Below are 22,889 nucleotides of genomic sequence, written 5' to 3' on the forward strand. Positions count from 1 at the left end.
TCGCCATTTGGTGTTCTCTCCCCATGCCCGACGACCTCGTCCACCTTCGGATCGAGTCCGATGATTTCCCCTGCGACGATTTGCAGATATTCGAGCTCTCGGGGCGCGAATCGCTCGGGCGGCTCTTCGCGTTCTCGGTCGGCGTCGCCACCACGAAGCCCCCGGGCCTCGACCTCGCCGCCGTCGAGGGCGCCACGGCGACGCTCGTCCTCTCGGCCGAAGGCCAGGACGTACGGCGCATCCACGGCATGATCGCCGAGATCCGGGACCGGATCGACACCGAGCCCGACACCCGCTCGTACTTCCTCCTCCTCGTCCCCCGCGCCCACCGCCTCTCGCTCGTGCGGACGCAGGAGATCTTCATGGATCTCTCGGTCCCCGAGATCATCCAGAAGAAACTCGAGCTCGTGGGGCTCGGCGCGGACGACGTGGAAATGCGCCTCTCGGCGACGTACCCGAAGCGCGAGTTCGTCGTGCAGTACAAGGAGACCGACCTCGCGTTCGTCTCGCGCCTCGCCGAGCACGAGGGCATCACGTTTTTCTTCGAGCACGAGGACGGGTTCGACCGCATCGTGTTCACCGATCAAAACACCGGCTTCCCCGTCGCGCCGGGGCACGAGATCGCCCCGTTCCGGGCGCGGGGCGAGCGCCGCGACATCTTCCACGTCGAGGCCACGACGCGCCTCGTTCCCCGGGCCCACGTGGTGCACGATTACAACTATCGTATACCTCTCGTCGATCCCACGGGCAGCGCCGAGGCGCCCTCGGGGCTCGGCGGCGGCCTCGTCGAGTACGGCGCGCATTGCAAGACGCCCGCGGAGGCCACGCGGCTCGCGCAGATCCGCGCCGAGGAGACCGAGGCGACGCACCGCGTGTTCGGCATCGAGAGTGATCTCGGCTGGATCCGCTCGGGCGGGACATTTACCCTCGACGGGCACCCCAAGCTCGGCGACACGACCCTGCTCGTCACGGAGATCGAGCACGCCGCGCGCCCCCCGGTGGCGCTCTTCGGCGGCAAGGAGCAGGCCCCGTACACGAACAGGTTCCGCGCCATCGAGGCGTCTGTCCCGTTCAGGCCCCCGCGCGTCACGCCCAAGCCCCAGATCCACGGCGTTGTCAATGGCATTGTCGCGCATGAAATGGAGGGCACCGAGACCCTCTTCGCGCGCCTCGACGAGGAGGGCCGTTACCTCGTCCGCATGATGTTCGACACGTCGCAATCGGGAGAACGGCAATTCGTCTCACGCCGCATCCGCATGGCCCAGCCGCATGCCGGTGCGAATTACGGGCACCATCACCCCTTGAAGCCCGGGACCGAGGTCCTGATTGGCTTCATCGACGGGGATCCGGACAGGCCCATCATCCTCCACACCGTGCCGAACCCGATCACGCCCTCGCCCGTCGCGTCGAACTGCGCGCCGGCGCACCGCATCAAGACGGCGACGGGGATCCTGATCGAGATGAAGGACGCGTTCATCCAGAGCGGCGGCGGATGACGATACCCTTGTTTTGCCTCGGGGGTGAGTCTGCGCCGGAGGCGATCGCCGCGGATTTGAAGGCCCTCGTGCGCCTGCCCGAGAAGGCCCGGGCGCGGTTCTGGGACGCGCTCGGCCCGGCGCTGCCGGATCCCGTGCCTGCCGCGGCCGAGGACGCGCTCGATGCGTTCGCCCGCACCTTCGAGGCTCCGCGGGACGAGCTCGGGCGCGCGCTGAAGGCGTCTCGTTTCCTCGTGCGCGAGGCGTGCGCGCGCGGGCTCGCTCGCGAGCGCTTCGAAGAGGACGTCGTGCGCCTCGCGGGTGGCCCGCTCGCGCCGGAGACCGCCGTGATCGCCCCGATCCTGCTCTCGCGTTATGACGCGGCGCGCGCGGCGCTCGCGGCGGGCGCCCTGCGAGAGACCCTGACCGATCACGGCGCCGTCCTCGAATCGATCGAATGGCGCCTCGACGCGGTCCTCGCCACGAGCCGCGGCGACGCGGGGGCCGCGAAGATCGCGGTCCTCACCCTCGGTTATCGCGAGGGGGATCAGAAGAATCGCGTCACGCTGCATCTTTCGCCCGAGAAGCTCGAGGAGCTCCGGCGCGCTTGCGAGCGCATGTCTCGCTGAACCTTCGACTTCGTAGCTTTACAGCGGGGAGGGCGCTCTGTTAGCGTCTCTCTCGCTGGCATTCCTTCCCTAGGAGGCGCGGGCACATGGCGGACGATGTCTCGGCGGCGGGCAAGTATCTTCTGATTTCGGTGCCCGATTTCGCGATCGATCCGGTCGGGCAGCCGGCCAGCATGGTACCGGCGGACCCGGAGGACGAATCCTCGGAGCTCATTCCGGCCGGAGATCGCCGCGGCCAGACGATGAGCTCGTTCCTGCGGCTCGGCGCGTTCCACGAGCAACCGGAAAAGGATGCGGCGGCAAAACGCGCGAACGAGCTCGCCAGGGTGGCGCTCGCCGTCTCGTCGGGACAGGGCGGCCCCGCCACGCTTCCTTTCGGGGCCGAGATCGTCACGGACAATACGGGCGTCGGGTCTTACGAGGAGAAGGACGGGAGCGTCACGGATCGAGGCGTTTTCCTCGATGATCAGCGCATCGGCGACCCGCCGACGGGCCCGAAGGACCGCGAGAATCAATCGCGCCTCAAGGCCGACCGCCTGGAGCAGAGCGCGGCGCTGCTCACGCGCGGCGGCTGGTGGGATCATACCGACGGCAACCGCATCTCGACGACCTACGGCGACAAGGTCGAGGTGATTCGCGGCAACTACAAGATGGTCGTCATGAGCCGCCAGGACAACCCCGAGGGCGCGGGCGGCCTCGACCTCTCCGGCGGTCACCTCCAGGATCTCGGCCCTGCCTCGATGCCCGGCGCGAGCGTGCGTGTCGAGTTCCGGGCCGGCCTGTACGGGCAACGCGGCACCTGGCACCTCGAGAACACCACGAACAACTTCTGCCAGACCAGCGATTACGCCGGCGACTTCTACGAGCATTGGTACGGCAACTACAAGCACGCCATCGTGGGCTCCGAGAGCCCGGTGGAGTGGCACGAGCAGCTCGAAAAACCCTACAACAACCCCGAGATCCTCGAGAAGACCTGGGCGAGCAAGATCGAGAGTTACACGGGCAGCTCGGCGTGGCGTATCCCCTCGATCACCGAGGAGACGTACGCGACGAGGACGAGCTCGACGACCGACGTCTCGGAGAGCATCAGCGAGTCCACGTTTTGCGACGGCACGATCACCTCGAAGACGGGCCGCATCGACCGGCCCGTGCCCGCCATGCACGAGGAGACGTACGCGGTCGCGTCGAACAGCGTCACCAACGTCGTCACGTCGAACGCGTTGACGAACGTCGGCGCGCAGATGGACACGACGATCGCGGGCACGATCGGCGGCCTCACGATCGTGGGAGCGCAAGCCGACGCGACCATCGCCGGTCTGCAGGAAGAGCTCTTGATCTGCGCGCACCACGGCAGCCTCGAGATCGCCTTGCACAACACCGATATTTTCCTCGGCACCAAGCTCACGTTCCAGATCGGCCCGGAGTGGGAGTACAAATACCCCGATACGAAGACGCTCAAGCTCAAGGGCCTGACGACGGCGCTCGATAACATCGTGACGACCGTGAAGACCGTTCACGCGGCGATCAAGCTGACGCACATGGCCCTGACGCACCAGTACGTCGGCATGGCGATTTTCATGGGGATGTAGGCGCAGCTTCATGCTCCGCAAGAACCTCACCCCCTTCCTCGTCGGGACGAAGCTCACCTCGCGGCGCCCGCCGCAGCCCGAGATGACCGTCGTCGTCCGCGCGACGTACACGATCGGCCCCGGCGGCGCGCTCACGGTCGTCGAGCAGGCGACCGAACAGCGGTTTTTGTCGGGCGAGACGTTCACGGAGGGCGAAGAGGAGGTCTTCCCGAGCGATTTTGCCGATTACAAGCTGAACGCCGAGGTCTTCCTCAAGGGCCATTGCCGCGCCGCGGGCGGCGTCCCGCTCACCGAATGCCTCGTCCGGTTCGGCGTCGGCGCCTGGTCGAAGACGTTGCGGGTCGTCGGGCGGCGCGCCTGGTCCGACAAACTGCCGGGCGCCGTCCCCTCGACCCCGCTCGGCTTCACGAAGATGCCCCTCACCTGGGCGAACGCCTTCGGCGGGGTGGATTTCCCGGACAACCCCGCTGGAAAGGGCCTCGGCGACGAGCTGCCGAACGTGGAATACCCGGACCAACCCATCCGGAGCCGCGGCGATCGCCCCGCCCCGGCCGGGTTTGGCCCGATCAGCGTCATGTGGCCCGCCCGCGCGGGCAAGGTCGGCAAGGAGTACGGGAAGGCCTGGCAGGACAAACGCGCGCCGTTCTACGCCGAAGATTTCGACTGGAAGTATTTCCACGCCGCGCCCCCGGATCAGCAGCTCCCCGGGTATCTGCGTGGCGACGAGGAGCTCCTCTTCCAGAACCTCCACGAGACGGAGCCCACGCTGCGCGCGCGCCTGCCCGGCACGCGCGTCCGCGTCTTCGTGCACGACGACGCCGGCCGCCTCCGCGAGGTCCCGATGTCGCTCGACACCTTGCTCGCCGACCTCGATCGCGGCGTCCTCGAATTGACGTTCCGCGGCGTCGTCGAGGTGCGCGAGCACGATTTCGAGGACGTTCGCACGATGCTCGTCGCCTCGGAAGAGCTCGGGGCGAGACCATTGCCCGAGGCCCATTACCGGGACATCCTGCTCGCCTTCGAGAAGGACCCGGTCGGGCTCGCCGCGGTCATGCCGCCCGGGTTCGACGAGGTCATCGCCCGCGCGGAGGCCGAGCGGCGCGGCGCGCCTCCTCCCCTGCGCGCGGATCTCGACCCCATTTCGGCGAAGATCGATCAGAAGCTCGGCGCGTTTGGCGCGGCGGCCGTCGCGGAGGTCGGCAAATCGATCGCGGGCGCGCGGGAGAAGGCCAAGGGACATCGCGACATCGAGCCCGACCTCGCGAAGAGCGCGCAGTCGTTCGACGATACGCCGCCCGCGATGATGATCCGCAAGCCCGGCGTCCGGCCGCCGCTCGGCTTGCGCAAGGTCATGCGGGGCGTGATCGAGGAGATCGAGCGCGTCAGGAAGGGCCTCGCGGACAAGGACATCCCGGCCGACGAGCGCGCGAAGATCGCCACGAAGGTCGCCGAGCTCGAGGCCATCCCCCACGATCCTCGCTTGCAAGAGCTCGATCCCGCCTACCGCCCGCCCACCGAACCCATTTCGACGGACGAACCCGGGCCGGGGCGGGATCTCTCGGAGCACGACCTCACGGGGCGGGATCTGCGGGGCCTCGATCTACGCGGCGCGAACCTCGAAGGCGCCATTCTCACGCGCGCCGACCTCTCCGGCGCCGACCTCTCCGGGGCGAACCTGCGCGACGCCGTGCTCTTCAAGACGAACCTCGAGGGCGCGCGCCTCGTCTCCGCGGACCTCCGACGCGCGAACCTCGCCCGTGTCCGCGCGAAAAACGCCGATTTCTCCCGCGCGTCCCTCGAGACGGCCTTCTTCGAGGACGCCGACCTCGAAGGCGCCACGCTCGCGCAGGCGAGCGCGCCTTATACGATCTTCACCCGGACGAACCTCGCCGGCGCCCGCGCCGAGCGCGCCGAGTTCGATTACGCCGATTTCAGCGAGGCCACCCTCGAGAACGCCTCCTTCGAGCGCGCCTCGTTCGTCTCGGCGCTCCTCTCGCGCATCCGCGGGCGGAAATCGCGCTTTGTGGGCGCCAAGCTCTCGGGCGCGAGCTTCCACGACGCGCACCTCGTGCTCGCCTCGCTCGCGGACGCCACCGGCGAGAAGGTCCTCCTCGAAGGCGCGAACCTCGAAGACGCCGACCTCTCCCACGCCGATCTCCCGGGCTCGTTCTTCAATCGCGTCTCCGCGTTCGCGGCCTCGTTCGTCCGGGCGAACCTCCCGGGGGCCCGCTTCTACAAGGCCAAGCTCGAGGGCGTGGACGCGACGCAAGCCAATTTCTTCCAGGCCGACTTCTCGAGGGCGCTCGTGAGCCGGACGAAGTTCGTGAAGGCAAACCTCTACGAGGCGAATTTCACCGCGGCGCAAGGCAAAGACGCCGATTTCAACGGCGCCAACCTGAAGCGCTCCACCCTGGAGCGTGGCGCGTGAGCCCGGCCGAGCTCGCCGCGCGCCTCCGATCGGGCGAGAGCTTCGAGGGAAAGACCCTCGACGGCGTGGACCTGCGCGGGCAGGACCTCGGCGCCGCGAAGCTCGCGAAGGCCAAGCTCCGGGGCGTCCGGCTCGACGGCGCGTCTCTGCGGGGCGCGAACCTCGAAGAGGCCGAGCTGCTCGACACGTCGCTCGAACGCGCGGACCTCGAAGGGGCGATCCTCCGAAACGCCAAGATGCTCCGCGTGAGCCTCGCGGACGCGAACCTCGCGACGGCCGACCTCCGCCGCGTGATCATGCCGCGGGCAAACCTCTCGCGGGCCCGGCTGAAGGGCGCGGATCTCTCGGAGGCCGTGCTCGAAGGCGCGGACCTCTCCGGCGCGGATCTCGAACGCGCGACCCTGCATCGAACTGCTCTCCTCGGCGCGAACCTCACGGGCGCGAACCTCCGCGGCGCCCGCCTCGAGCAGACGGTCCTCTCGCGCGCCCGGCTCGTCCGGGCAAACCTCGAAGGCGCGACGCTCGACGTCGTGCTTTTCCACGAGGCCGATCTGCGCGGCGCGACGCTGCCGAAGCAGCTCGGAAAATGCCAGCTCGACCGGGCGATCCTCAGCAAGCTCGATCGCAATCGCGACGACGGGACCGTCCTCCCGGCAGAGGACGGCGAGGCCGAGCGCGCGGATCTCGCCGGCCGGGACCTCTTCTTTGCGTCGTTGCGCGGCGTCTGCCTGAAGGACGCGCGCCTCTCGGGGGCGAACCTCGAAATGGCGGACCTCTCGGGTTGTGATCTCACGGGCGCAGACCTCGCGGGCGCGAACCTGAAGCGCGCGATCTTGACGGGCGCGAAGCTCGTCCTCGTCAACCTCTCGGGGCAGGACCTCGAAATGACCATGCTGAGCGAGGCCGACCTCTCCGGCGCGAGCCTCGAAGGCGCGCGGCTCGTGATGACCCGGCTCGACCGGTCGATCCTCGCCGGCACGGTCCTCTCGCACGCGTTCCTGTGGGGCGCGAGCCTCGAAGGCGCGAGCCTCGAAGGCGCGAAGATCGAGCGGACCACGTTCAAGACCGTCGACTTCGGCGGCATGGACCTCCGCAACCTGCGCCTCGCCGGCCTCTCGATGCACCGCTGCTCGTTTGTCAAGGCCAACCTCCGCGGGATGAACCTCTCCGGCTGCGATTTCACGCACGCCGATTTCACGGACGCGGATCTCTCGGGCGCGAAGCTCACGAACGCCACGGCCACGCAGGCCTGCTTCATGCGTGCGCGGCTGGAGACGGCCGATCTCTCGGGCGCGCAGGCGAAAGGCGCGTTTTTCGGGGACGCGGCGGCCGCGGGGGCGCGTTTTTCGGGCGCGCGGCTCCGGCACGCGACGTTCACCGGGGCGGAGGCGGGCTTCGCCCACCTCGGCGGCGCGGACCTGCGCGAGACGCTCTGGGTGCGGGCGAAGGTGAAGGGCGCGATCTTCGGCGGGGCGAAGCTCGGATACGCGGACCTCTCGCACGCCGACGTCCGCGAGGCCGACCTCTCGAATACGGACCTCTCGCACGCCAATTTGCACAATGTCCGGGACACGGGCGCGCTGTTCGTCGGGGCGAACCTGCTCGGCGTCCGCCGCACGGATCTCGACCGGCTCGAAGCGGAAGCGTACCGGCCGCCGCCGCGGGAACACACGTAGAAGGAGGACACGATGTCGAACGTGGCGCGATTGCGTTTCGAGGAATCCGCGGACAGGGGCCTCTACCTCGGCCCGGCGACGGTCGCGGCCGCCCGCCCGGCCGAGATCGAGGTCGACCTCCCGCGAGGCGGCAAGGTCCACGCGCGCCTCGCCCTCGCGTACGCCTACGAGCCCACGCCGGGCGACGAGGTGCTCGTCATCGGCAACGAGGAGGGCCACTGGATCATCGGCGTCGTGCGCGGACAGGGCCCCGCGGTCCTGCATTTCCCCGCCGACGCCGAGCTGCGCGCCGCGGGCACGCTCCGGATCGCCGCGGATCGCGGCGTCGAGATCAGCTCCCCCGAGCTCGCCGTGACCACGAAGAAGATCCGCATGATCGCCTCCGAGGTCGTCCACGCCTTCACCACGCTGCGCCAGCGCGTCACGGAGCTGCTCAGTGTGCAGGCCGGACAAACGCACACGGTCGTCGAGGGATCGAGCCATTCGCAATCGAAGAGCGCGACGATCCTCACGGAAGAGAAGGTCTCCATCAACGGCAAGGAAGTCCACCTGGGCTAGGAGGCGATCATGCTCCCCGCATCGAACCGCGGCGTCGGGATGAATCTCGGGTTTCCGGATGTCTGCCTCACGCCCACGCCCGTCGGCCCCGTCCCCATCCCGTATCCCAACATCGCGATGAACGCCCAGGCCTCGGTGTTCTCGCCGATCGTCAAGGTCTCGGGCGTCCACGCGCTGAACCTCGGGTCGATGATCGCCATGACCTCGGGCGACGAGCCGGGCACGGCGCACTGGACCGTGAAGGGCCCGGGCAAGTACGTCATGGGCAATCCGATCGTCTTCGTCGACAAGATGCCCGCCATCAACCTCACCTGCCCGACGATCGGCAACACCGGGAACAACGCCCTCGGCGCGGTCGTCGTCCCGAGCGCCGTGAACGTGTTTTACACGTACGCACATTCCCCCGTCGCCGCCGCGCCGGACGCCGTCTCGTCGGCGCGCGCCGCCGCCCTCGGCGACGCCATCCTCGGCCGCACGAGCGCGGCGCCCCTCACGGCCGAGAAGCTCGACGATTCGGTCGGCTACGTGCGGGTCGCGCTCGTCACCACGGACATCACGAGCCGCTTCCACGTGGCGGCGCGTCGGCTCGAAGCCGCAGGCGCGCGGGCGCTCGTCCTCGACCTCACGGGTTGTCCGGGCGGGGACCTCGACGCCGTGATCACGTGGGCGGCGTCATTCCTCGACGAGGGCGCGGAGATCGTCCGGATCGAGGACGGCGAAGGGGACGAGCTCGTCCGCCGCGCCGAGCTGCCGGCGGCGTACACGATGCCGCTCGTCGTGCTCGTCGACGGCGGGACTGGCTCGGCCGCGGAGGTCCTCGCCGCGTGCCTGAAGGCCCACGGTCGCGCGTCGATCCTCGGCAGGCGAACCCACGGAAAGGGCAGCGCGCAGCGCCTCGTCCCGGCCGCGGAGGATTCGTTCGATTATCGCACGGCCGCGTGTTGCTCCGGGCCGGGCGGGGCCCCGATCGACGGGGTCGGCGTCGAGCCCGATATCGCGCTCGAAGGCGAATTCGGCCCCGCTTGGCTCGCGGCCGCGTGTGACGCGGCCCGCGCCCGTTCGTCCTGACTAACTCTTCTTCTTCGGCGGGCCGAACCCACCATAAAGCGATTTGTTGACCGCCGGCTTCGGCGGCATCCGCGGCGGCGGCGGCTTCGGGACCTCGACCTTCGGCGCCGCAGGGGCGCTCGCCCAGGGGTCGGTCTTCACGGGGCGCGGCGGCAGAGGCGGGGGCGCCGCGGCCGCGGGCTCTTTCGGCGGGGCCGGCGCCGGGTTTGGCGGGGCCACGGGCGGCGGGGGCGGCGGCTCCTCGACCACCTCGACGAAATCGAGATCGAACGTGAGGGAGAGGGCGCGCGTCGCCTCCTCGACGATCGGCGCCGGAGCGGCTTCGACGGGGACGTTGGACCAGGGCGCGCCCGGAATGGGCGCCCCCGGGGACGAGGGCGAAGGGGCCTTGGGCCCGCCGGCAAACGGGATGGCCGGCTTCTGCTGCGCGACCACCGCCGCGTCCCCGTCGAGGGCGTACGTCCCTTCCATCGGGTTTTCGCGGTCGGGCTTCTGCGCGAACGGCACGACCTCGTGCGGGCCCTTCGTCGCGTCTTCGAGCACCATCGTCGAGTCGTGTCCGCCTCGCGTCCACGTATCGCTGCGGGCCGTGGTCGTGGCCAGATCGTCGATCGTGATGTGCACGGGCCCTCCTTTTTTTTGCGCGAGCGCCGGCGGCGGGGTCAAGAGGTGCGCGAGGGGGCGGCCCTCGGTCTCGATTCCGCCGACGATCCGCAGCGTCCCGAGGGCCCGCTCGTCGTCGAGGGGCACGACGGCGCGACAGACGAGCGAGCAGCGCAGCGTATCGGCGTCGATCCGCAGGATATCGGAGCGGAGCGGGATCGTGCGGGCGGCCTCGGGCGCGTCCGGCGCCAGGCCGAAGAGCGTCACGAGCCCACGCGCGGAGGGCAGGCGCGACGAGATACGGGTCTTCTCCGGGTGGAGCCCTTCGAGCACGATCCATTCATTGCCCACGAGCGACTCGATCTGCTGATCGGGCGGCGCGGCGTGGAAATAGGACCAATCGAAATCGGCCGGCAGATCGGGCACGGGCTGATCGAGCGCCATCGGCGAGAGGGGGCCGAGCAGCGACTTGCGCTGCGAGAGCGCGCGCGAGATGGGCCCGAAGCCCGCGACGAGGCTCCCGTCGTTCGGGTACACGACGTTCGGCGGCGCGGAGCCGGGCGCCTTGCCCGTCCCGTGTGGGTTCGGCCGGAACCCGATGCCGCCGAGGGCGCGCTCGTACACGAGGGGCATCTTGTCGAAGGGCGTGATCTCGGCGCCCTTGCGCTCGCCATAGACGTGCAGCGTCTTGTCGAGCAGGGCCCGGCCGTGGAAGACGCCGAGGCGCACGATCTGCCGCGTCACGGTGGTCCCCGCGGGCGCGCAGGCGTGGCCCGAGAGCACCACGTCGACGCGCGGCAGGTGCGGCACGACGTCGCTCGTGGCGCGAATGCTGCGGGTCGGGTTGTCGCGGTGGTGCGCCTCGGCGCGGAAGAGGTCCTCCGGCGTGGTGGACGACATCGGCGCGTCGGGCACGAAGGTGAACGTGGCCTTGAGCACGCACGTGAGGTGCAGCTTTCCGGCGTGGCGGAAGACGGTCGTTCCCCCCTTCGACGGTCCGACGGTCGTGATGGGGACGGGCCAGTGGGCAGCAAGGGCCATCGGGCGGCAGCGTACCACGAGCCTGGCCGTGCGCGCGAGGGTTCCCCCGGACTTGTGCCCCGCCAAGCCCTTCCGCTAAGCTCCGCGCCCGCCGGCAGGACGCCGGCAAGAACACCTGGAAGAAGCCATGATCCACCTCCGCAAAGCTCTACCGCTCCTCGCCCTCGGCCTCGGGCTCGGGTGTGGTGGCGCATCGCAGACCGGCGAGGGCCCGACGGGCCCCGTCTCGACGCAGCAACGTGTCGTGAACATCAACCCCGTCGATCTCGGCGTTTGTTTCCAGCAAGCGCCCGCCCTGCCGGAGAAGATCAACGGCGAGGTGCTCACCGGCGTGCTCGTCGCGGCCCGGCCGCTCGTCATGGAATGCCTCGTCGACCCGAAGAACCGCGGGCCCGCGGACGAGACGAGCCTCACCCTCAAGACCACCCTCGCGGGCGGCAAGCTCGCGCACGCCATCACGGGCCAGAACGTCACGCCCGCCGGCGAGCAATGCATCAAGGCCGCCGTCGACAGGTTCGCCGCCACGGCCCCCGACTGGGAGAAAAAGGCCCAGGCCGCGGCGAACGTGAACGCCGAGGTGCAATACAAGCACATCGCCAGCGTGATGCCCTCCGTGAGGATGGGCGTCAGCGAGGCCTCCGACGTGGCCGGCACGATCCGGCTCGCGCAGGCCGGCTTCTGTGATTGTTACGCGCCGTGGAAGGACGCCGATCCCGCCTTCTTCAAGGCGCAGATCAAGCTCACGCAGACCGCCGCGCCCGCCGTGACGATCGAGCCCCCCGCGGACCCGGCCGGCGCGCTTGTTGCCGCGTGCCTGCAGCCGAAGGTCGCCGCGTTGCCGCTGAAGACGACGTCGACGGAGCTCACGGCCCCCTACACGTTCATGTTCGTGAACTCCGCGAAGGACGGCCTCTTCAAGAGCGCAGAGCCCCCGCTCGCGTTCGCCCAGTACGAGCTCGCGCGCAACCAGCGCCTCGCCGCGGGCGTGCTCGCCATGGGCGCGCGCACCCAGGCGGCCGAGGCGTACGACGCGCTCGTCAACCAGTACAAGAAGGACCCGGCCAGCGTGACGCTGGAGCAGCTCACGAGCGGCTGCGGCGCGCTCACGGGCGCCGATGACGCCTACGTCGCCGCGCTCCAGAAGCAGCTCGAGCTCGAGCAAAACGCCCTCGTGATGTTCACCGACTTCGCCACGAAGGACGCGGCCTGGGCGCCCGTCAAGGACGCCACGCAGGGCCAGATCGACGAGACGAAGAAGGACATCGAGACCGGCAAGAAATTCAAGGAAGCCGATCTCGGCGCCTGCCCGAAGGTCAAGTAGACCCCTCTCCCCCCGACAATCGGAACTTCAGCCGGAACGCCGTGGCGTACGTCTCCACCGGAGGCGGCGTCACGCTCGCGTTCGTCGCGATGATGTGCGACGCCCACATCCGCTCGGCCACGCCACACGCGTCCTCGAGCTCGCGCCCCGATCGACCCTCCGTCTTCGCCGAGAGCGCGCCGAGCTCCTCCGGCGCGAGGTGCTTCGCGTAATAAGCGAGGATGGCCGCCCGCTCGCCCGCGTCCGGGAGCGGGAAATGGACGAAGAGGTTGAAACGGCTGAGGAGCGCCGGATCCAGGTCGTCCTTGCGGTTCGTCGCGCCAATCACCACCACGTTGCTCGTATCGACGAGCCCCTGCATCTGGCGGAGCAACACCGAGAGGATGCGCCGCGTCCCCTCGTGCATCGCCCGGTCGCGCGAGCCGGCGAAGGCGTCGATCTCGTCGAGGAAGACGATGCTCCGCGGGAGCGCGCCCGCCCGGTCGAAGATCGCGTCGAGCCTCTTCTCGGACTCGCCGAACCATTTGCTCATGATCGACTCGACGGGCACGTAGACGAGCGGGATCCCGCTCTGGCTCGCGATGACACGCGCCATCGTGGTCTTGCCCGTGCCGGGTGGCCCTTCGAAGAGCACGGCGCGTGGCACGCTCGCGCCCGGCCGCGTGCGGGCCATCTCGCCGACGGCCATGAAGATCTCGGGGTGGAGGAGCGGCAGCACGATGGTCTGCTCGACGTCGCGCTTCGTGCGCTCGTAGCCGGCGATCCGGTCCGCCGAGAACGCCGGGCTCGCCTCGAAGACCACGGCGCCGAGCTCGGCGAGCTTCTGCTGCGGGGAGCTCGCGCCCGCCGCGCCCTCCGCGTGGAGGGCATACCGCCGGAGCACGTCGAGGATACAGTTGACCTCCTCCTGCAGGAGCAGCGCCTCTTTCTCGAAAAACACCGCGCCGTGCCCCTTCGAATCGAAGCGGAACGTCACCTTCATCGGCGGCGGCAGCTCGGGCCCCTCGCCCGGCTTGCGCTTCTCGGCGAGGCGGCGATCGAAGGGGCTGTGATGGTCCGCGACGACGGTCACGCCGAAATAGCTGCGGCGGAGCTCCGTGAAGTACCGGAAATACTGCGCGAGCACGTCGACGATCGGGAAAAACGCCTCCCGCGGCAGGCGCTGGAACGCGAGCTCGACCGTGATCGTGGATTTCTTGTAGGAGATCGCGGGCAAGTGCGCGTTCACGAGCTCCGGGCCCGCGGGCGCGAGGCAAGCGACGGCGCCGGCGTCGAGCTGCTGCTTGATCTGGTCGTACGGGAGGAGCTGCGAGGCGGGTTCGGGCATCTTCGTGTTCCAGCGGCGGGATGAAAGCGCTCACGCGCCTGCCTGTCAAACGGCAAGGAGCGTGCGGGGTCTTTCGGACGGAAGCGGCATGGGAATTGGTATGCCGAGGGGACATGTACGGACACGGAACGCTCCTCGTCACGACCGCCGCGCTGCTCGTCTCGTTCGGCTCCCAGGCCGAGCCACAGGCCTCCGTGGTCACGCCGGACCCCGCCTGTTTCACCAGCCTCGGCGTCCGGCTCGACGATCCCGGCTCGATCCCCGGAGGCCAGGACCCCGAGCGGATCGAGCTCTTCCTCGACGGCAGGCCGTGCATCCATATCGCCCCCGAAGGCGAGGCCTGCGTCATGCGCGCGCCGGCGGGGGCGGTCTGCGCCGTCATTGCGCCGCTCTCGATTGCCGAGGGGTGGTGTCACCTGGGGAGCGACGGCTCCTTCAGCGCCAATTTCCAGGTCGTCGCGAGCCGCCTGCTCGCCGACGACGTCCTCCACACGCTGACCGCGCACGTCACCACGCCCGAGGGGCTCACGATGCTCGAGGCGCCCGTCTCGGTGACACGTTACAGCCCGTGGAGCCCGAACCCGGACGACAGGTCGGTCACGTGTTTCCAGGGCAACGCGGCGTTCGGGGCCGCCGCGCCGCCTGCCCCGAAGGGCCCGCGTCAGGACTGAGCCGCGCCCCTCACCGCTCGAGCGCGGCCCTGCGCTCGGGCCTGCAGAGCAGCACCGCGCAGAGCTCTTCACAGTTGAACGGCCACCATCGATAATCGCCGCGCAAGCACCCGCGCATGCACCTCGCGCACAGGGTCGGCTCCGTCGCGAGGGGGCTACGCGCCTCCGCGGTCTCCGGGCGCGCTTCATTCTCCACGCCCGGCGTCTCGGCGTACGCCGCCCCCGCGAGGAGACAAATCACGCCCGTCAACCCTGCCATCCTTCGCCCCCACCCTCGTTTGCTCATGGCTCACCTCGATCGTTTCCTTGGGTGACGGAATGCCGTGTCAATGGAAGGGCGCGTGATTCGGCGCTTCTCTCTCGCCCGATTTCTCGCGCCTATCGAGCTTTTGCTGTGACGTTTCTGATCACCCGGGCGCCGAATGCACGCGGGGCGCGCGGTACGGGCCGTGCTCGACGGAGGAAATGGGGGGATTCGCTCGTCTCCGCGAGCGCTGCCCCGGAGGAGGTTCGTATGTGGACCAGAGGTTTGGCCCTTCTCGGGCTCACGTTCGGCGCCGCGATCCTGGGGAGCGCGTGCGTGGCCGGCGAGCCGACGGACGACGAGCTCGACGCGGAGCTCCCCGTCGCGGCGGCGGAGGGAGAGGCGGACCTCGCCGCCGCGGAGGACGAGCTCTCGACGCAGCCCTACGCGCGGCTCCCGCGATGCGGAGGATTCGCGGGGTTCCGCTGCCCTGCCGGCCTGCGTTGTGTCGATCTGCCGGGAGACGGCTGCGACCCGGAGCGGGGCGGCGCGGATTGTATCGGCGTGTGCGTCCGGGGACGGCCGACGGCGTATGGCACCTGCAACAACCCGCGGCGCCGTTATGTCTCACGGGACCCAGCCCGGTGCGCGGCCATTCTGTTCCGGTGCGAGGCGGGTTCGAGGCCCTTCTCCGACGGGTGCGGCTGTGGCTGCCTGAGGAGCAACCCGAGCGGGCCAGGGCGGGAGCGCTGCGGGGACAACGTCTGTGGCCCCGGCACGTACTGCTGCAACGAGAGCTGCGGGATTTGCGCGCCACTCGGCGGGGCGTGCACGCAGGAGTTCTGCCAGTAACGAGCCGATTCCCTCAGCCCCCGTCCCCCCGCCCGCGCGAGACGAGCGCGTCTCGGTGGGGGACGAGACCGTCCTCGGGGAGGGTCGAGACGGTCTCGGAGACGGTCGAGGGCGCCTGGGCGGGGGACCGGACCCTCCTCGAAGAGGGTCGCGAGCGTCTCCGAGAGGGTCGAGACGGAGGCGCAGGGGCGTGGCGAGCGTGGTAGAGTCGGCGCCCCATGGCGCGTATCTACGAAGACAACTCACGCAGCATCGGGCGCACGCCCCTCGTCAAGATCAACCGCCTGACGGCGGGCGCGCGCGCGACCGTGCTGGCCAAGGTCGAGGGTCGGAACCCGGCCTACTCGGTCAAATGCCGCATCGGCGCGGCGATGGTGTGGGACGCCGAGGAGCGCGGCGTCCTGCGCCCCGGCATGTCGCTCGTCGAGGCGACGAGCGGCAACACCGGCATCGCGCTCGCGTTCGCCGCGGCGGCGCGTGGCTACACCTGCGTGCTCACGATGCCCGAGACGATGAGCATGGAGCGGCGCAAGGTGCTGGTCGCGCTCGGCGCGCAGATCATCCTCACGCCCGGCCCGCTCGGCATGAAAGGCGCGATCGCCCGCGCCGAGGAGCTCGCCGCGACGCAGCCCGACAAGTACGTGCTGATGAAGCAGTTCGAGAACCCGGCGAACCCGGCCATCCACGAGACCACCACGGGCCCCGAGATCTGGGAGGACACCGACGGCGCGATCGACGTCTTCGTCAGCGGCGTCGGCACGGGCGGCACGCTCACGGGCGTGTCGCGGTACATCAAGAACACGAAGGGCAAGAAGATCCTCACGGTCGCCGTCGAGCCCGTGCACTCGCCCGTCATCACGCAGACGCTCGCCGGCCAGGAGCTCAAGCCCGCGCCGCACAAGATCCAGGGGCTCGGGGCGGGCTTCATCCCGCGCAACCTCGATCTGTCGCTCGTGGACCGCGTGGAGGCCGTGTCGAACGACGAGTCGATCACGATGGCGCGCAGGCTCGCGCGCGAGGAGGGCATCCTGAGCGGCATCTCGTGTGGCGCGGCGATGGTCGCGGCGCTGCGGCTCGCGAACGATCCCGCGTTCGACGGCAAGACGATCGTGACCGTGCTCCCCGACGCCGGCGAGCGGTACCTCTCGACGGCGCTCTTCGAGGGCATGTTCGAGGGCGTGGAGAAGGCGACGGCGTCTTCGTAGGGTCCGTGATGGCAGCGGAGAACGGCCTCGGCAAAGTCGTGGACGGGCTGCTCGCGAGTTACGAGCGTGACCGGCGCGGCCACTACATCGGCAAGAAGTACCTGCCCTCCCGCGAGGAGATCTTCGAGATCATCGAGCTCCTCTTCCAGGTCTTTTACCCCGGCTATTACGGCCGGCAGGACCTCACGGAGGGCAACCTTCGGTACCACGTCGTCACGCTCGTCTCGACGCTGCGCGAGAAGCTCGCCACGCAAATCGAGAAATGCCTCTGCTGGGCGAGCGAGTCGCAGGGCAACGAGGCCGGCGCCTGCGCCGAGTACGGGCGGCACATCGCGTGCCGGCTGCTCAGCCGCCTGCCGGAGATCCGCGACACGCTCCTGCTCGACGTGCAAGCGGCCTACGACGGCGACCCGGCGGCCGGCAGCCTGGACGAGGTGATCCTCTCGTACCCGGGCCTGCTCGCCATCACCGTGCACCGCGTGGCGCACGAGCTCTACGTGCTCGGCGTGCCGCTCATGCCGCGTATCATGAGCGAGTGGGCGCACTCGCAGAGCGGCGCGGACATCCACCCCGGCGCGACGGTCGGCAAGAGCTTCTTCATCGATCACGCGACGGGCGTTGTCATCGGCGAGACGAGCCACATCGGCGGGAACGTCAAGGTCTACCAGGGCGTGACGCTCGGGGCGATCTCGCACCCGAAGGACGAGCGCGGCCGCGTCATCCGTGACCAGAAGCGCCACCCGACGGTCGAGGACTCCGTCACGCTCTACGCGAACGCGACGGTGCTCGGCGGACAAACCGTGGTGGGGCAAGGCAGCGTGGTCGGCGGCTCGGTCTTCTTGACCCGGGGCATCCCGAAGCGCTCGCGCGTCGCCGTCAAGCCGCCGGAGACGCGGGTCATCGCCGCGGGCAGCCAGCCCGGGGACGACGAGTATCCGGCCGATTTCGAGATCTGACCGTTCACCCCTCATCGATATCGTCATCATGCGGAACCGATCGAAGGACTTCGCAATCGTGGCGCTCGCGTACGTCGCGGGCGCGGTCGTGGGATGGCTCGTGTACCGCGCGCTCACGCCGGGGCATTCGTCGATCCTGGCGTTCGCTGCGGCGGACGCGGCGGCGACGGTGGTCGTCTTCGCGGCGAGCGTGTTTTGCAACAACTCGAGCGTGTACGATCCTTACTGGAGCGTCGCGCCGATGGTGATCGCGCCGGCGATCGCGCTCTCCCCGGAGTCCGCGGGCGCGCCGGCGCTGCGGCGCATCGTGGTCACGGCGCTCGTGCTCGCGTGGGGCGCGCGGCTGACGTGGAACTGGGCGCGCGGCTGGAACGGGCTCGGCCACGAGGATTTCCGGTACGTCGATCTGCGGCGCACGACGGGGCGCGCCTACTGGCTCGTGAGCTTCCTCGGCCTGCATTTCATGCCGACGGTATGCGTCTTCCTCGGCTGTTTGTCCCTCTTCCCGGCGCTCGCCGCGGGCACGCGGCCGCTCTCGTGGGTCGACGCCGCGGCCTTCGTGGTGACGGCCGGCGCGATCGCCCTGGAGACCCGCGCCGACGACGAGCTCCGCGTGTTCCGGAGGACGAACGACGTGCCCGGGAGGATCCTCGACACGGGCGTGTGGGCTTATTGCCGGCACCCGAATTACCTCGGCGAGATCACGTTCTGGTGGGGGCTTTTCCTGTTCGCCCTCGCCGCGGATCCGGGCGTCCGATATCCGCTCATCGGCCCCGCGTGGATCACGTGCCTCTTCGTGTTCATCAGCATTCCGCTGATGGACAGGCGGTCCGTCGCGCGGCGGCCGGGGTATGCCGATCACATGACACGCGTGCCGGCGCTCTTTCCGCGCCTGCCGAGGAAGGCCAAAGGGTGAGCCAGACATGATCCTCGATGCTTTTCGGATGACCGACAAGGTCGCGATCGTCACGGGCGCGAGCCGCGGGATCGGGCTCGGCTCGGCGATCGCGCTGGCCGAGGCGGGCGCGGACGTGGTGCTCGCCGCGCGCCGCGAGGACGTGCTGGAGGAGGCGGCGAAGGAGGTCCGCGCGCGGGGGCGGCGCGCGCTCGTCGTGCCGACGGACGTGACGGCGGCGGCGGACCTCGACCGGCTGCTCGCGCGCGCGCTCGAGGCGTTCGGCCGGCTCGACGTGCTCGTCAACAACGCGGGAGGGTATCCGCCGCGGATCGCGCTCGCGCTGACGGACGACGAATTCGTGGAGGCGTACCGGTTCAATGTCGTGTCGGCGCTGCACCTCTCGCGGGGCGCCGCGCCGCACCTCGCGCGGACGCGCGGGGCGATCGTGAACATCTCGTCGGCGATGAGCCATTGCGTGGACACGGGGTTCGTCGCGTACGGGGCCGCGAAGGCCGCGCTGAACCACATGACGCGGCTGCTCGCGCACGAATGGGCGCCGCGGGTGCGCGTGAACGCGCTGGCGGTGGGCGCCACGATGACGGACGCGCTCGAGGCGTTCGTCGGGGCGGGTGATCTGCTCGCGCGCATGACGGAGAAGACGCCGATGGGCCGGCTCGCCACGCCGGAGGACATCGCGGCCTCCGTGCTCTTTTTGGCCTCGCCGGCGTCGTCGTGGATCACGGGGAAGATCCTGGAGGTCGACGGCGGCGCGCCCGCGAGCACGTGGCCCTATCCGATGTCGGGCGGGCTCGAAGACGTCACGTGAGCGCGCTCGGAATGGAATGTCGCGCGCTCCTGGGGCCTGCCCCACGCGCCTGGCGCGGGTGACGAGCCTTGCTCGGGTGACGGATCTCGGGTAGCGTGGCATCGCTGCCCGGGCTCTGAAAACAGCGCGCGGCGCCACTACCATGACGGACGTCGCGGAACACGACCTTGCGCACGAGATCCTGGATACGTCGCCGACATTCGTGGTCGGGCTCGATGGGGCCGGCCGCACGGTATTCATGAATGGCACCATGCTCGGCGCGCTCGGGTATACACGCGACGAGGTCATCGGCCAGGATTACGCGACGATGTTCGTCCCGGTCCGGGATCACGAGATGCTCCGCGAGGTCTTCGCGGAGCTCCGCTCGGCGCAGGGCACGACGTACAACGAGAACCGCGTCCTCACCCGGAGCGGCCGGGAGCTGCTCGTCGAGTGGCACGGCAGGACGATCTTCGACGACGACGGCTCGTTCAAGTACTTCTACGGCGTCGGCATCGACGTGACGGCGCAGAAGCGCATGCGCGAGGCGCTCTCGCGCTCGCAGCAGCGGCTCGCGCTCCACTTCCAGCAGGCGCCGCTCGGCATGATCGAGTGGGACACCGATTTCCGCGTCGTCGACTGGAACCCGGCCGCGGAGTCGATCTTCGGCTGGTCCCGCGAGGAGGCGCAGGGTCAGCACGGCCAGGAGCTCATGGTGTCCCCGGAGGTCCGCCCGTACGTGGCCGACATCTGGGAGCAAATCAAGCAAGCGAGGGGGCCGGTGCACGCCGTCAATGAAAACGTGACCAGGGACGGCCGCACGATCACGTGTGAATGGACCAATACGGCGCTGCTCGACGAGGACGGCCAGGTCGTGGGTGTCGCCTCGCTCGTGAACGACGTGACGGATCGCCTGAAGGCGGAGGCCGAGATCCGCGAGCGCGAGCGCGCGCAGGCCGCCACGATCGAGCAGCTCTCGGCGCCGGTCCTCGATCTGTGGCAGGGCGTTCTCGCGATGCCCATCGTCGGCGGGATCGACCCCGCGCGCGCGGCCAGGATGACCGAGAGCTTGCTCGAGGCCATCGTGAAGAGCGGCGCGCGTTTCGCGATCCTGGATCTGACGGGCGCGTCGACGATGGACGCGTCGATCGCCTCGCACATCGGCGACATGATCCGCGCCACCGGTCTCGTCGGGAGCGAATGCCTGGTCTCGGGCCTCGGGCCCGCGATGGCGCGCACGCTCGTCGAGCTCGACGTGCCCCTCTCCGTCAAGACGTTCGGCTCGCTCCGCGACGCGCTCCGCCACGCGATCCGCGCGGCGCGCGCCGGGTGATCACCACGGCGTCGGCTTGTAATCTTTGAAGAATTGGCCCCACGCGTGGGTGCCCGTGGTGAACCCTTCGAAGATCGGGTCCACGATCCTCGCGGCGCCGTCGACGATGTCGAGCGGCGGATGGAAGCCGTGCACCGATTGCTTGCGGGCCGCGATCTCGGCGGGGTCCTCGTCCGTCACCCAGCCCGTATCCACGCTGTTGATATGGATCCCGTCCTTCACGTAGTCCTGCGCCGAGGTGCGCGTGAGCATGTTGAGCGCGGCCTTGGCCATGTTCGTGTGCGGGTGTTTGTCGGTCTTGTGCTCTCGGTAGAATTGCCCCTCCATCGCCGAGACGTTGACGATGTGCTTGTCGCGCGAGGGGTGCCGCGTCATGAGGCCCTTGAGCTTGCTGCTCAGCACGAACGGCGCGATGGCATTGACGAGGTGCACCTCGAGCAGCTCGAGGGTGGGCACCTCCGCGAGCGCGAGGCGCCAGCTATTCCTGTCGCGTAGATCGACCTGCTGCAGGTCCGCGTCGAGCGCGCCCCGCGGGAAGAGGTCCACCCGGCCGCGCAGGGCGTGATCCTCGGCCGTGAGCGGGATCTGCGAGAGCGCGACCGGGTCCTCGAACAGGGCGAGCGAGCCCGCGCGAGGCGCGAGCGTGGCCTCGTTCGCCCGGGCAAACGCCCGTGACGCCGCGCGCTCGGCCTCGTGGCGCGCGACGAGGCGGCCCGCCTCGGGGGGCAATCGATCGGGGGATTTCAGCTCGGTCTCGAGGAGGTGCTCGTAGAAGCCCGGCGGCCTGCGCACGGTCTGGCAGGCGTTGTGGATGATGAAATCGAGCCGGGGCAGGTGCCCCTCGAGCAGACGGGCGAACCGCTCGACGCTCGGGGTGAGGCGCAGGTCGAGGCCGTGAATCTCGAGCCGGTCGGCCCAGGCCTCGTAATCGCTCTCGCGGGCATAACGGAGCGCGGCGTCGTGGGGGAAACGCGTGGTGACGACGACCCGCGCGCCAGCGCGGAGCAGGAGGATCGCTGCCTGATACCCGATCTTCACGCGCGCGCCGGTCACCAGCGCGACGCGGCCCCGGAGGTCGGCCGTCTGCGTGCGTTTGTGGTAATTGAGCTCGGCGCAGGGCGGGCAGAGCTGATCGTAGAAGAAATGGACCGCCCGGAACTCGGCTTTGCAGACGTAACACTTGCGCGCGTCACTGAGCTCGCCCGGCGGCGGGCTCTCCGCAGGGCCCGGCAAGGCCGGAAAACCCGGCGGCGGGGTCTGGAAGACGGGGGCGCGGCGGGCGGCGCGAATGCCGGTCGCGTCGAGCAGCGCCGCGTCCTCGGCCTTCACGGCGAGGCGATCCTTGCGGCGGAGCGCCTTCGCGAGGCGGCGTTGCTCGGCCCGATCGGGCCGCGAGACCCGGCCGGCCGCTTCGAGCAGCCGCACACGCGCCTCCCGCGGCACGTGCGCGAGGACGGCCCGATCCCGGGTGATCGCCTCGAGGACCGCGATGGCCACGCGCAGCTCGTCCCTCGTGAAAGGAGCGCTCTCCGGGGCCTTGGAATCGCTCTCGTCCTGTTCGTCCCGTTCGTCTTCGATGTCGTCGATCATCAATGGAATGCGAGCCCGAAGAGCTGGCCGTCGAGGGGGATGGGCGCCTTGAAGGCGCAGATGAGCCCGAGATCCAGGCCGTACGGGGTCCCTTCGGAGAGGGCGCTGACGGGGACGCCGATCCGGAAGGCCGCGGAGAAGAAGCCAATGGAGACGAAGGGCGAGGCATGCAGGCCGATGGTGGTGGCGCGCTTGCCGTAGCCCTCCTCGACGAACGCGCCGATCTCGGCGCCGAACATCATGAAGTTGATCTGCGGTCCGATGGCCCAGCGCCCGTGCGAGAACCCGACGGTCTGGGCCTGCGCGAAGGCGCCGAGGCCGAAGCCGAACGCACTCACGGGATATCGCACGTACGAGAGCTCGAAGCCGAGGGCGCCGACCGGAGGGCCATCGACGTGGCCCGTGAGGCCAAAGAGCGGGCCGATGCCCACGAAATTCTTGGCCTGGCGCTGGTTGCCGCGGCTCTGCGCGGGCGGATCAGGCGAAGGGAGCGCCTCGTCGGCGCGCGCCGCGGTCGTGGCGAGGCCCGCGGCGAGCCCAAGGCACGAGCAAACGAGCCGAACGAGAGCGCTGTGGCGCATCGCGGCGGAGGATACATGGTTCGGAGGCGCTGGCCAGCC

Annotated in this window: 20 protein-coding genes; 15 read left to right on the top strand and 5 right to left on the bottom strand. The window is 69.6% G+C overall.

Annotation, left to right across the window (positions count from 1 at the left end):
- Nucleotides 1-23: 23 nt before the first annotated feature.
- The 7 genes from GF068_RS32710 (at nucleotide 24) to GF068_RS32740 (ending at nucleotide 9,423) form a co-directional block, all read left to right on the top strand.
- Nucleotides 24-1,496, top strand: coding sequence for a type VI secretion system Vgr family protein (locus GF068_RS32710; RefSeq protein ID WP_153823449.1), 1,473 nt, complete (start codon nucleotides 24-26; stop codon nucleotides 1,494-1,496).
- On the top strand, nucleotides 1,493-2,104 hold the full coding sequence (locus tag GF068_RS32715) for a COMM domain-containing protein (protein WP_153823450.1): 612 nt from the start codon (nucleotides 1,493-1,495) through the stop codon (nucleotides 2,102-2,104). Before GF068_RS32710 ends, GF068_RS32715 begins: the two co-directional genes overlap by 4 nt.
- 86 nt (nucleotides 2,105-2,190) lie before the next feature.
- Nucleotides 2,191-3,693 (top strand): hypothetical protein, encoded by a 1,503-nt coding sequence (locus GF068_RS32720; RefSeq protein WP_153823451.1) that lies wholly within the window; start codon nucleotides 2,191-2,193, stop codon nucleotides 3,691-3,693.
- Between the two features lie 10 nt (nucleotides 3,694-3,703).
- Entirely contained in the window at nucleotides 3,704-6,121 is a 2,418-nt protein-coding gene (locus tag GF068_RS32725) for a DUF2169 family type VI secretion system accessory protein (protein WP_153823452.1), read from the top strand.
- Nucleotides 6,118-7,797, top strand: a complete 1,680-nt coding sequence (locus GF068_RS47205; protein WP_153823453.1) for a pentapeptide repeat-containing protein — start codon at nucleotides 6,118-6,120, stop codon at nucleotides 7,795-7,797. Before GF068_RS32725 ends, GF068_RS47205 begins: the two co-directional genes overlap by 4 nt.
- 12 nt (nucleotides 7,798-7,809) lie before the next feature.
- Nucleotides 7,810-8,355: a DUF3540 domain-containing protein gene (locus GF068_RS32735; RefSeq protein ID WP_153823454.1), complete on the top strand. Its 546-nt coding sequence runs from the start codon at nucleotides 7,810-7,812 to the stop codon at nucleotides 8,353-8,355.
- Nucleotides 8,356-8,364: 9 nt separating this feature from the next.
- Complete coding sequence (locus GF068_RS32740) at nucleotides 8,365-9,423, top strand: S41 family peptidase (RefSeq protein ID WP_153823455.1); 1,059 nt, start codon at nucleotides 8,365-8,367, stop codon at nucleotides 9,421-9,423.
- Here the strand turns inward: GF068_RS32740 and GF068_RS32745 are convergent, their stop codons facing one another.
- Nucleotides 9,424-11,067, bottom strand: coding sequence for a DUF2169 domain-containing protein (locus GF068_RS32745; RefSeq protein ID WP_153823456.1), 1,644 nt, complete (start codon nucleotides 11,065-11,067; stop codon nucleotides 9,424-9,426).
- A 127-nt stretch (nucleotides 11,068-11,194) separates the two neighbouring features.
- Here GF068_RS32745 and GF068_RS32750 point away from each other — a divergent pair, with 127 nt between their 5' ends.
- Nucleotides 11,195-12,388 carry a hypothetical protein gene (locus GF068_RS32750; protein ID WP_153823457.1) on the top strand — a complete coding sequence of 398 codons (1,194 nt, stop codon included), beginning with the start codon at nucleotides 11,195-11,197 and terminating at the stop codon, nucleotides 12,386-12,388.
- Here GF068_RS32750 and GF068_RS32755 read toward each other — a convergent pair.
- Nucleotides 12,381-13,715 carry an ATP-binding protein gene (locus tag GF068_RS32755; protein ID WP_153823458.1) on the bottom strand — a complete coding sequence of 445 codons (1,335 nt, stop codon included), beginning with the start codon at nucleotides 13,713-13,715 and terminating at the stop codon, nucleotides 12,381-12,383. The two genes, GF068_RS32750 and GF068_RS32755, sit on opposite strands and share 8 nt — an antisense overlap.
- Before the next feature lie 113 nt (nucleotides 13,716-13,828).
- Between GF068_RS32755 and GF068_RS32760 the strand changes: the two genes are divergently transcribed.
- The gene (locus GF068_RS32760; RefSeq protein WP_153823459.1) at nucleotides 13,829-14,386 is read left to right on the top strand and encodes a hypothetical protein; all 558 of its coding nucleotides are present in this window, start codon (nucleotides 13,829-13,831) and stop codon (nucleotides 14,384-14,386) included.
- Between the two features lie 10 nt (nucleotides 14,387-14,396).
- Here GF068_RS32760 and GF068_RS32765 read toward each other — a convergent pair whose 3' ends face one another.
- Nucleotides 14,397-14,672 carry a hypothetical protein gene (locus GF068_RS32765; RefSeq protein WP_153823460.1) on the bottom strand — a complete coding sequence of 92 codons (276 nt, stop codon included), beginning with the start codon at nucleotides 14,670-14,672 and terminating at the stop codon, nucleotides 14,397-14,399.
- A 228-nt stretch (nucleotides 14,673-14,900) separates the two neighbouring features.
- Here GF068_RS32765 and GF068_RS44530 point away from each other — a divergent pair, with 228 nt between their 5' ends.
- The 6 genes from GF068_RS44530 (at nucleotide 14,901) to GF068_RS32795 (ending at nucleotide 20,679) form a co-directional block, all read left to right on the top strand.
- On the top strand, nucleotides 14,901-15,482 hold the full coding sequence (locus tag GF068_RS44530; protein ID WP_206079595.1) for a hypothetical protein: 582 nt from the start codon (nucleotides 14,901-14,903) through the stop codon (nucleotides 15,480-15,482).
- A gap of 218 nt (nucleotides 15,483-15,700) precedes the next feature.
- Complete coding sequence (cysK, locus tag GF068_RS32775; protein ID WP_153823461.1) at nucleotides 15,701-16,687, top strand: cysteine synthase A; 987 nt, start codon at nucleotides 15,701-15,703, stop codon at nucleotides 16,685-16,687.
- An 8-nt stretch (nucleotides 16,688-16,695) separates the two neighbouring features.
- Nucleotides 16,696-17,643 carry a serine O-acetyltransferase gene (locus GF068_RS32780; RefSeq protein ID WP_153823462.1) on the top strand — a complete coding sequence of 316 codons (948 nt, stop codon included), beginning with the start codon at nucleotides 16,696-16,698 and terminating at the stop codon, nucleotides 17,641-17,643.
- 28 nt (nucleotides 17,644-17,671) lie between these two features.
- Nucleotides 17,672-18,559, top strand: a complete 888-nt coding sequence (locus tag GF068_RS32785) for a DUF1295 domain-containing protein (protein WP_153823463.1) — start codon at nucleotides 17,672-17,674, stop codon at nucleotides 18,557-18,559.
- A 7-nt stretch (nucleotides 18,560-18,566) separates the two neighbouring features.
- The gene (locus GF068_RS32790; protein WP_153823464.1) at nucleotides 18,567-19,367 is read left to right on the top strand and encodes a glucose 1-dehydrogenase; all 801 of its coding nucleotides are present in this window, start codon (nucleotides 18,567-18,569) and stop codon (nucleotides 19,365-19,367) included.
- 142 nt (nucleotides 19,368-19,509) lie between these two features.
- On the top strand, nucleotides 19,510-20,679 hold the full coding sequence (locus GF068_RS32795) for a PAS domain S-box protein (protein ID WP_153823465.1): 1,170 nt from the start codon (nucleotides 19,510-19,512) through the stop codon (nucleotides 20,677-20,679).
- Here GF068_RS32795 and GF068_RS32800 read toward each other — a convergent pair whose 3' ends face one another.
- Nucleotides 20,680-22,269, bottom strand: coding sequence for an SDR family oxidoreductase (locus GF068_RS32800; RefSeq protein ID WP_153823466.1), 1,590 nt, complete (start codon nucleotides 22,267-22,269; stop codon nucleotides 20,680-20,682).
- A complete protein-coding gene (locus GF068_RS32805; protein ID WP_153823467.1) occupies nucleotides 22,269-22,850 on the bottom strand; it encodes a hypothetical protein in 582 nt (193 codons plus the stop codon). The genes GF068_RS32800 and GF068_RS32805 overlap by 1 nt, the downstream gene beginning before the upstream one ends.
- Nucleotides 22,851-22,889: the final 39 nt, after the last annotated feature.

This window comes from Polyangium spumosum, assembly GCF_009649845.1.
Classification (GTDB): domain Bacteria; phylum Myxococcota_A; class Polyangia; order Polyangiales; family Polyangiaceae; genus Polyangium; species Polyangium spumosum.

What these genes read in the sequence shown, in the direction of transcription:
- GF068_RS32710 (WP_153823449.1), top strand. Translation starts at nt 24, where the DNA reads ATGCCCGACGACCTCGTCCACCTTCGGATCGAGTCCGATGATTTCCCC.
- GF068_RS32715 (WP_153823450.1), top strand. Translation starts at nt 1,493, where the DNA reads ATGACGATACCCTTGTTTTGCCTCGGGGGTGAGTCTGCGCCGGAGGCG.
- GF068_RS32720 (WP_153823451.1), top strand. Translation starts at nt 2,191, where the DNA reads ATGGCGGACGATGTCTCGGCGGCGGGCAAGTATCTTCTGATTTCGGTG.
- GF068_RS32725 (WP_153823452.1), top strand. Translation starts at nt 3,704, where the DNA reads ATGCTCCGCAAGAACCTCACCCCCTTCCTCGTCGGGACGAAGCTCACC.
- GF068_RS32735 (WP_153823454.1), top strand. Translation starts at nt 7,810, where the DNA reads ATGTCGAACGTGGCGCGATTGCGTTTCGAGGAATCCGCGGACAGGGGC.
- GF068_RS32740 (WP_153823455.1), top strand. Translation starts at nt 8,365, where the DNA reads ATGCTCCCCGCATCGAACCGCGGCGTCGGGATGAATCTCGGGTTTCCG.
- GF068_RS32745 (WP_153823456.1), bottom strand. Translation starts at nt 11,067, where the DNA reads ATGGCCCTTGCTGCCCACTGGCCCGTCCCCATCACGACCGTCGGACCG.
- GF068_RS32750 (WP_153823457.1), top strand. Translation starts at nt 11,195, where the DNA reads ATGATCCACCTCCGCAAAGCTCTACCGCTCCTCGCCCTCGGCCTCGGG.
- GF068_RS32755 (WP_153823458.1), bottom strand. Translation starts at nt 13,715, where the DNA reads ATGCCCGAACCCGCCTCGCAGCTCCTCCCGTACGACCAGATCAAGCAG.
- GF068_RS32760 (WP_153823459.1), top strand. Translation starts at nt 13,829, where the DNA reads ATGTACGGACACGGAACGCTCCTCGTCACGACCGCCGCGCTGCTCGTC.
- GF068_RS32765 (WP_153823460.1), bottom strand. Translation starts at nt 14,672, where the DNA reads ATGAGCAAACGAGGGTGGGGGCGAAGGATGGCAGGGTTGACGGGCGTG.
- GF068_RS44530 (WP_206079595.1), top strand. Translation starts at nt 14,901, where the DNA reads ATGTGGACCAGAGGTTTGGCCCTTCTCGGGCTCACGTTCGGCGCCGCG.
- cysK (WP_153823461.1), top strand. Translation starts at nt 15,701, where the DNA reads ATGGCGCGTATCTACGAAGACAACTCACGCAGCATCGGGCGCACGCCC.
- GF068_RS32780 (WP_153823462.1), top strand. Translation starts at nt 16,696, where the DNA reads ATGGCAGCGGAGAACGGCCTCGGCAAAGTCGTGGACGGGCTGCTCGCG.
- GF068_RS32785 (WP_153823463.1), top strand. Translation starts at nt 17,672, where the DNA reads ATGCGGAACCGATCGAAGGACTTCGCAATCGTGGCGCTCGCGTACGTC.
- GF068_RS32790 (WP_153823464.1), top strand. Translation starts at nt 18,567, where the DNA reads ATGATCCTCGATGCTTTTCGGATGACCGACAAGGTCGCGATCGTCACG.
- GF068_RS32795 (WP_153823465.1), top strand. Translation starts at nt 19,510, where the DNA reads ATGACGGACGTCGCGGAACACGACCTTGCGCACGAGATCCTGGATACG.
- GF068_RS32800 (WP_153823466.1), bottom strand. Translation starts at nt 22,269, where the DNA reads ATGATCGACGACATCGAAGACGAACGGGACGAACAGGACGAGAGCGAT.
- GF068_RS32805 (WP_153823467.1), bottom strand. Translation starts at nt 22,850, where the DNA reads ATGCGCCACAGCGCTCTCGTTCGGCTCGTTTGCTCGTGCCTTGGGCTC.